The organism is Mesorhizobium sp. M7A.F.Ca.US.006.04.2.1 (assembly GCF_004022915.1).
Lineage (GTDB): Bacteria > Pseudomonadota > Alphaproteobacteria > Rhizobiales > Rhizobiaceae > Mesorhizobium > Mesorhizobium ciceri.
The window spans coordinates 1-6,482 of the sequence record NZ_RZQA01000319.1 but is presented as its reverse complement, the minus strand read 5'-3'; the positions used below and the strand labels follow the sequence as shown (position 1 = coordinate 6,482).

At 63.6% G+C, this 6,482-nt stretch carries 6 protein-coding genes; 5 read left to right on the top strand and 1 reads right to left on the bottom strand.

What is annotated here, in order from left to right:
• Positions 1 to 108: 108 nt before the first annotated feature.
• Entirely contained in the window at positions 109 to 840 is a 732-nt protein-coding gene (locus tag EN925_RS17890) for a hypothetical protein (protein WP_063171665.1), read from the bottom strand.
• Between EN925_RS17890 and EN925_RS41495 the strand changes: the two genes are divergently transcribed.
• The 5 genes from EN925_RS41495 to EN925_RS17870 all read left to right on the top strand — a co-directional run.
• Entirely contained in the window at positions 839 to 967 is a 129-nt protein-coding gene (locus EN925_RS41495; protein ID WP_255337193.1) for a hypothetical protein, read from the top strand. The genes EN925_RS17890 and EN925_RS41495 overlap by 2 nt on opposite strands.
• 1 nt (position 968) lies before the next feature.
• Positions 969 to 2,366, top strand: coding sequence for a threonine synthase (gene thrC, locus EN925_RS17885; RefSeq protein WP_027164140.1), 1,398 nt, complete (start codon positions 969 to 971; stop codon positions 2,364 to 2,366).
• Between the two features lie 14 nt (positions 2,367 to 2,380).
• A complete protein-coding gene (locus EN925_RS17880) occupies positions 2,381 to 3,673 on the top strand; it encodes a pitrilysin family protein (protein WP_013532762.1) in 1,293 nt (430 codons plus the stop codon).
• 15 nt (positions 3,674 to 3,688) lie between these two features.
• Complete coding sequence (locus EN925_RS17875; protein ID WP_013532763.1) at positions 3,689 to 4,285, top strand: GNAT family protein; 597 nt, start codon at positions 3,689 to 3,691, stop codon at positions 4,283 to 4,285.
• Positions 4,286 to 4,287: 2 nt separating this feature from the next.
• On the top strand, positions 4,288 to 6,482 hold a 2,195-nt coding region (locus EN925_RS17870; protein WP_127419893.1), incomplete at its 3' end, for a diguanylate cyclase.

Sequence of the window (6,482 nt, the reverse complement as noted above, 5' to 3'; positions counted from 1 at the left end):
GTGATCCGCCGCTGGGCGGAGTTGAAAAGCGTGATCGCCGCGCTGTCGGAGTGGTCGGACGCCTGAGAAGCGTGCGCCGCGACGCACGCCTCATGCAACTGCCGAGACCTAGTTCGTCGCGGCAGCCCTCTTGCGGCGGGTCTTCTTCGACTTGTCGGCCGTTGCCTGATGCGCGGTTTCGTCATAGCCGGCAAAGGCCTGATAATCCTGGGCCGTCGGCTCGGGCACGACGACATTGGAATCGGTGAAGACGAACTGCGTGGCAACCGAAGGATCGGTGACCTGGACCTGATACTGGTGGAGCTGCGAATAGAGGACCTCGGTGCCGTGCATCACCGCCGTTCGGATCGGCATGGTGATCGTGCCTGGAGAAAACTTCGGTCCGGGGACAATCTTGCCGGCGACCGCAATCTTCATCGTCAACTGGCCGTTGGCACGGCTGCAGTCGCGTGTCACGTCGCTGACCGACGCCTGGTAGATGATGTTGGCCGATTCGTCGGGCGGCGTTGCAGCAGCGGCGTCAGCCTCGGCCTGGGCCGCGGCATCCTGCGCGGCATCGCCGGTCTTCTTGATCCTGGGCTTGGGCTTCTGAGCTTCCCTGGAATAGGTGTTGAAGAAGGCCGTGCCGTCGCGCACGGTCACTCTGGGACAATAGGCCTGCAACTGGCTGGCCAGGATCTTGGGATCCTGCGGCGGCGGTGGCGCCGTCGGGTCCTCCTTCTTGCCGATGCCGAGGTTCAGGATGCCATTGTCGCCCGATTGGCAGCCGGCGGCGGCAAGCATAAAGCCGGTGAGCGCAAGACCCGCCAAAAAGCGACCACTGAATGTACGAAACGCCATGAAACTGCACTTCCCTCTCGCAAAGCTGGTGACGTATATCAACCGCGCGGCAAAAATGCGACTGAGCCAGCGCAGAATTAACCACCTTGCGGTGGACGGAAAAAGCCAGGCAGTAACGGAATTGTGACATGCACTATGTGAGTACCCGCGGGGAAGCCCCCGTTCTTGGATTTTCCGACGCCGTGCTGGCTGGGCTGGCGCGCGACGGCGGGCTCTACGTGCCGCGCGAGTGGCCACAGTTTTCCGCCGCCGAGATCCGCGCCATGCGCGGCCTTGCCTATCCCGACCTTGCCATCCGCGTGCTGTCGCCGTTCCTTGGCGGCGAAATCCCGGCGCCCGTCTTCGAGCGGCTGGTCCGCGAAGCCTATGCCACCTTCCGCCACGAGGCCGTCTGCCCGCTGGTGCAGACCGGCCCCAACACCTTCGTCCTAGAACTCTTCCACGGGCCGACGCTCGCCTTCAAGGACGTGGCGATGCAGCTTCTGGCCCGGCTGATGGACCATGTGCTTGCCGAACGCGACCAGCACGCCACCATCGTCGGCGCCACCTCGGGCGATACCGGCGGGGCGGCCATCGATGCCTTTGCCGGTCGCAGCCGGACCGACATCTTCATCCTTTTCCCGCATGGCCGCGTCTCGCCGGTGCAGCAGCGGCAAATGACGACGTCGACGGCTGCAAACGTCCATGCGCTGGCGATCGAAGGCAATTTCGACGATTGCCAGGGCCTGCTCAAGGACATGTTCAACGATCACGGCTTTCGCGACCGGGTGGCGCTTTCGGGCGTCAATTCGATCAATTGGGCCCGCATCATGGCCCAGATCGTCTATTATTTCTCCTCGGCGCTGTCGCTCGGCGCGCCGGACAGGCCGGTTTCCTTCACCGTGCCGACCGGCAATTTCGGCGATATCTTTGCCGGCTATGCCGCCAAGAAGATGGGCTTGCCGATCGATCGGCTGGTCATTGCCACCAATGACAACGACATCCTGGCGCGCACTTTTTCGACCGGCGAATACCGCACCAAGGGCGTCTTTGCGACCACGTCGCCGTCGATGGATATCCAGGTGTCGTCGAATTTCGAACGCTTGCTGTTCGAGGCCTCCGGCCGTGACGCCGCGACCGTGCGGCGCTACATGGACGGCCTGAAGCAGTCCGGTGCTTTCACCATCGAACCCCACCAAATTGCCGGGATGCGGTCCGAATTCGACGCCGGCCGCGCTGATATGGACGAGGTCGCCGCCACCATCCGCTCGACGCTCGCGACCAGCAACTATCTGCTCGATCCGCACACCGCGGCAGCCGTGCATGTCGCCGCAGGCAAGGCGTCAGGCGCCGTGCCGATGGTGGTGCTGGGTACCGCGCACCCGGCAAAATTCCCGGCCGCCGTCGAAGCCGCCAGCGGCGTGTCGCCCGCACTGCCCGCATGGCTAGGTGGGTTGATGACATCGGAGGAAAAATACACGGTACTTCCATCCGACCTGAAAATGGTGGAAGATTACGTCGGCCGCCGCGCGCGGGCGGCGCGTTAGGGAGTAGTAGCCATATGGGTGTTGAGGTAAGCCGTCTGTCGAACGGCCTGACAGTCGCCACCGAAACCCTTCAAAGCATCGAATCGGTTGCCCTTGGTGCCTGGGTCAAGTCGGGTGCCCGCAATGAACGTGACGACGAGCATGGCATGGCCCATCTGCTCGAGCACATGGCGTTCAAGGGCACGAAAAGGCGGAGCGCCTTCGAAATCGCCTCGGAGATCGAGGACGTCGGCGGCGAAATCAACGCCGCCACCAGCGTCGAGACCACCTCCTACTATGCCAGGGTGCTCTCCGACGACGTGCCGCTGGCCGTCGACATTCTTGCCGACATCCTGCAGGAGTCCGAATTCGACCCGCAGGAACTCGAACGCGAACAGCATGTGATCCTGCAGGAGATCGGCGCCGCGCACGACACGCCCGACGACATCGTCTTCGACCGTTTCACGGAAACCGCCTATCGCCATCAGACGATTGGGCGCTCCATTCTCGGCACGCCCGAAACGGTCAAATCCTTCACCTCGAAACAACTTCACGACTTCATAGAGCGGCAATATGGCGCCGAGCGCATGGTGATTGTCGCCGCCGGCGACATCAAGCATGACAATTTCGTGCGCGAGGTCGAAAAGCAGCTCGGCGGCTTCCGCAGCAAGGCCGACAGCACCATCCCGCAATATGCGCAATATGTCGGCGGCGATTTTCGCGAGGACCGCGACCTGATGGACGCGCAGATCGTGCTGGGGTTCGAAGGCCGGGCCTATCATGTGCGCGACTTCTACGCCTCGCAGGTGCTGTCGATGATCCTCGGCGGCGGCATGTCGTCGCGCCTGTTCCAGGAGGTCCGCGAGAAGCGCGGCCTGTGTTACTCGGTCTATGCCTTCCATTGGGGCTTTTCCGACACCGGCGTCTTCGGCGTCCATGCAGCGACCGGCCAGAGCGACATCGCCGAACTGGTGCCTGTCATCATCGACGAACTGCAGAAGGCCGGTGAGAAGATCCTGCAGGAAGAACTCGACCGGGCGCGCGCCCAATATCGCGCCGGACTGATCATGTCAGCCGAAAGCCCGGCCAGCCGCGCTTCGCAGATCGCACGGCAACTGCTTCTGTTCGGCCGGCCGATCGCCAAGGAGGAACTGATGGAACGGCTGTCGGCGCTGACGATCGAGCGGCTGACCGATCTATCGTCGCGTTTGTTCTCGACCAAGCCGACGCTTACCGCTGTCGGGCCTGTGGGCACACTGGCGCCCTACGAGGCGATTCTCGAATCGCTCGCGGGCACGCAGACCGCGGCCCGCAAGCTCGCCGTCTAAGCCCCTCAAAGCGCCATGTTCGCGCTCCCTTTCTTTCGCCGTGACCTGCCGGCACTGAAAGGCGACCGTGTCACGCTGCGCGTGCCGTTCACCAACGACTATCGCGAGTGGGCGGCGGTGCGCGGGGAAAGCCGCGCTTTCCTCGAACCATGGGAGCCACGCTGGACTCCCGATGAACTCGACCGCAACGCATGGCGGCTGCGCATCAGCCGCTACCGCGAGGATTATGCTCAGGGAACCGCTATCGCCTTCTTCATTTTCGAGAGGAGCAGCGGCAAGCTTGCCGGCGGCATCACGCTCGGCAACATACGCCATGGTGTCTCGCAAAGCGGCCATGTCGGCTACTGGATCGGCGAGCGCTTCGGCGGCCGCGGCCTGATGACCGACGCGGTCAAGGTGGTGACCCGCTTCGCCTTCGATACGCTGAGGTTGCACCGGATCGAAGCGGCCTGTATTCCCGACAATATCAGGTCGATCCGCGTGCTTGAAAAAGCCGGATTTCGGCGCGAAGGACTGCTGCGATCCTATCTCAGGATCAACGGCATCTGGCAGGACCACTACCTCTACGCCCGGATCGCGGACGATCCGCCGGGCGTTGGAACGAAGGACTGATTTTGACGAAATTCCTGCGCAACGGGCCGCTGTTCGCCATTGTCCTCGCGACACTCCTGACGCTGTGGGCGGCATCGTCGGCCTTCGCCGTCGAGCCGATCAAGATCGCCCGCGACGACGTCGCGCTCGACCTTTCCGGCGCCGTCGAGATCTACCGCAACCAGGGCGAGAATTTCCAGGTGTCGACCGCGCCGGGTCCGGACGGCATCGTGCGGCGCATCGAGGTCGAGGCCAATGATGCCCGTTCGACCGGCGACTGGGCTGTCTTCGCGCTCGCCAACACCACCGACCAGCAGCTCGACCGGCTGATCGTCGCACCGCATTTCCGCCTGGTGAATTCCGGCATCTTCTGGCCGGATCTGGGCTCGACCCGCATCGCTGCCATCACGCCCAGCGAAGGCTTCGCGCTCGACCGCCAGACCAGTCCCGACGCCGACGTTTTCCGGGTGACGCTGAACCCCGGCACGGTGATCACCTTCATCGCCGAACTGGCCTCGCCGAAGCTGCCGCAGGTCTACCTCTGGGATCCCGAATCCTACAAGGACTCGGTCAATTCCTACACGCTGTTTCGCGGCATCGTCATCGGCATTGCGGGCCTGCTGGCGCTGTTCCTGACCATCCTTTTCGTGGTCAAGGGGACCTCGATGTTCCCCGCGACCGCCGCGCTTGCCTGGGCGGTACTGGCCTATATCTGCGTCGATTTCGGCTTCCTCAACAAGGTCATCGAGATCTCGCCCGGCAATGAGCAGATGTGGCGGGCGGGGACGGAGGTGGCACTGGCGGGAACCTTCGTGGTGTTCCTGTTCGCCTATCTCAACCTCAACCGATGGCACGGCCATTTCAGTTATGGCGCGCTGGTCTGGATACTCGGGCTGGTGCTGATCGCCGGCGTCGCGATCGTCGATCCCGCGGTCGCCGCCGGCATCGCCAGGCTGTCCTTCGCCGCCACCGCACTGACGGGGCTTGGCCTGATCATCTTCCTCGGGATTCGTGGTTATGATCGTGCGATCATGCTGGTGCCCAGTTGGGTCATGGTGCTGTTGTGGCTATGCGGATCGTGGATGGCGATCACCGGCATGCTCGACAACGACATCGCCCAGCCGGCCCTGGGCGGCGGGCTGATCCTGATCATCCTGCTGATCGGCTTCACTGTCATGCAGCATGCCTTTGCCGGCGGCGCGCTGCATCAGGGCCTGTTCTCCGATCTGGAGCGGCAGGCGCTTGCCGTCGCCGGATCGGGCGACACGGTATGGGACTGGGACGTGCTGCGCGACCGCGTCGTCACCAAGCCCGATGTCAGCATCCAACTCGGGCTGGCGCCGAACAGCCTCGGCGGTGCGGCGCGTAACTGGCTGCCGGTGCTGCATGCCGACGACCGCGACACGTTCCGCACGACGCTCGACGTCGTGCTCGAGCACCGGCGCGGCCGGGTGTCGCAGAACTTCCGACTGCGCGGCGCTGACGGCCACTATCACTGGTTCTCGCTGCGTGCGCGCCCGGTCATCGGATCCGATGGAGAGGTCATCCGCTGCGTCGGCACCATGGTCGACGTGACGGAGCAGAAAAAGTCCGAGGAAAGGCTGCTGCACGATGCCGTGCACGACAACCTGACCGGCCTGCCGAACCGCGAACTTTTGATGAACCGGCTGGAAGCGATCATCTCGATCGCGCGCACCGAAGAGAAGGTGCGTCCGACCGTCTTCGTCATCGACATCGACCGTTTCAAGCAGGTCAATGACGGGCTCGGCATCTCGGCCGGCGACACCATCCTCTTGACCATCGCGCGTCGCCTGCACCGGCTGCTCAAGCCGAAGGACTCGCTGTCGCGCTTTGCCGGCGACCAGTTCGCGCTGATGCTGTTGTCCGAACAGGACCCGGCCCGCATCGCCGCCGTGGCGGATGCCATCAAGCATGCCATCAACAATCCGATCACCTTTGCCAAGCGCGAGATCGTGCTGACCGCCTCGATCGGATTGATCACCTGGAATTCGCCACAGATGTCGGCCGAGGACATGGTCAAGGATGCCGAGCTTGCCATGCATCAGGCCAAGCGCTTCGGCGGCGACAGGATCGAGCCGTTCCGTCCGGCTTTCCGCACTGTCGGCACCGACAGGCTGCAGTTCGAATCCGACCTGCGCCGCGCCATCGAGCGACGCGAATTCACCCTTGCCTACCAGCCGATCGTGCGGCTCGAGGA

Coding starts and splice junctions, on each gene's coding strand:
- thrC (WP_027164140.1), top strand. CDS start 969: ATGCACTATGTGAGTACCCGCGGGGAAGCCCCCGTTCTTGGATTTTCC.
- EN925_RS17875 (WP_013532763.1), top strand. CDS start 3,689: ATGTTCGCGCTCCCTTTCTTTCGCCGTGACCTGCCGGCACTGAAAGGC.
- EN925_RS41495 (WP_255337193.1), top strand. CDS start 839: ATGAAACTGCACTTCCCTCTCGCAAAGCTGGTGACGTATATCAACCGC.
- EN925_RS17890 (WP_063171665.1), bottom strand. CDS start 840: ATGGCGTTTCGTACATTCAGTGGTCGCTTTTTGGCGGGTCTTGCGCTC.
- EN925_RS17880 (WP_013532762.1), top strand. CDS start 2,381: ATGGGTGTTGAGGTAAGCCGTCTGTCGAACGGCCTGACAGTCGCCACC.